Raw genomic sequence first — 1161 nt, 5'->3', positions numbered from 1 at the left:
TCTAGTGTCCTGCGCCGGAGATCTGTCGTTAGATCTTGCGTGAGTGATTCTTCGGATGCGTCGGTGCGGCGTCGTGGTCCCGCGTTGGAGCCGTTGTTGCTGTCCGACGAGGAGCGTGCGGCGCTCATTCGGTGGGCCCGCAGAGCGACGTCAGCCCAGGCGTTGGCTCTGCGGGCACGGATCGTGCTGGCCTGCGACGGTCCGGATGTGCCGTCGATCGTCGGTGCGGCAAGGGAGTTGGGAATCACCGCGGACACGGTCCGCAAGTGGCGGCGGCGCTTCCTCGCCGAAGGGCTGGACGGCTTGGCGGACGAGCCGCGGCCGGGCCGGCCGCCCACGATCGCGGTGGACAAGGTCGAAGCGGTTGTCGTGGCGACGCTGGAGGAGATCCCGAAGAACGCGACACACTGGTCGCGGAGTTCGATGGCGGCCAGGTCCGGCCTCTCGAAGTCGACGGTCGGGCGGATCTGGCGGAAGTTCCAGCTCAGGCCCCACCTGGCGGACACCTTCAAGCTCTCCACGGACCCGCTGTTCATCGAGAAGGTCCACGACGTGGTCGGCCTCTACTTCGACCCGCCCGAGGGGGCGGTGGTGCTGTCGGTCGACGAGAAGTCGCAGATCCAGGCGTTGAACCGCTCCCAGCCGGTGCTGCCCATGATGCCGGGAATGCCGGAGCGCCGGACCCACGACTACGTGCGCAACGGACTCACCACGCTCTTCGCCGCGTTCGACACCGGCAGCGGGAAGGTCATCACCTCCCTGCACCGCCGCCACCGCGCGGCGGAGTTCAGGAAGTTCCTCGTCAAGATCGACCAGGAGGTTCCCGACGGCCTCGACATCCACCTCATCTGCGACAACTACGGAACCCACAAGACCCCGGCGATCCGCACCTGGCTGGCCCAACACCCCAGGTTCCACATGCACTTCACCCCGACCGGGTCATCATGGATCAACCAGGTCGAGCGCTGGTTCGGCTTCCTCACCGACCAGATGATCCGCCGCGGATCCCACAAGAACGTCCAAGCCCTCGAACGCGACATCCGCAACTGGATCAAGAACTGGAACGAAGACCCCACACCGTTCACCTGGACCAAGACCGCCGACGAGATCCTCGACTCCCTCGCCCGATTCTGCCGACGGATCTCCGGCGCAGGACACTAG

The 1161-nt window shown here is 66.1% G+C and carries 1 protein-coding gene; it reads left to right on the top strand.

Translation table 11 applies throughout. The features are described 5' to 3' along the window. Positions 1-63 precede the first annotated feature (63 nt). On the top strand, positions 64-1161 hold the full coding sequence (locus ACIO9K_RS37885) for an IS630 family transposase (protein ID WP_363626399.1): 1098 nt from the start codon (positions 64-66) through the stop codon (positions 1159-1161).

Origin of the sequence: Kitasatospora sp. NPDC087271, assembly GCF_044744605.1 — a bacterium.
Lineage (GTDB): Bacteria > Actinomycetota > Actinomycetes > Streptomycetales > Streptomycetaceae > Kitasatospora.
The sequence above is the reverse complement of the archived record's forward strand: the minus strand, read 5'-3'. Positions and strand labels throughout refer to the sequence as shown.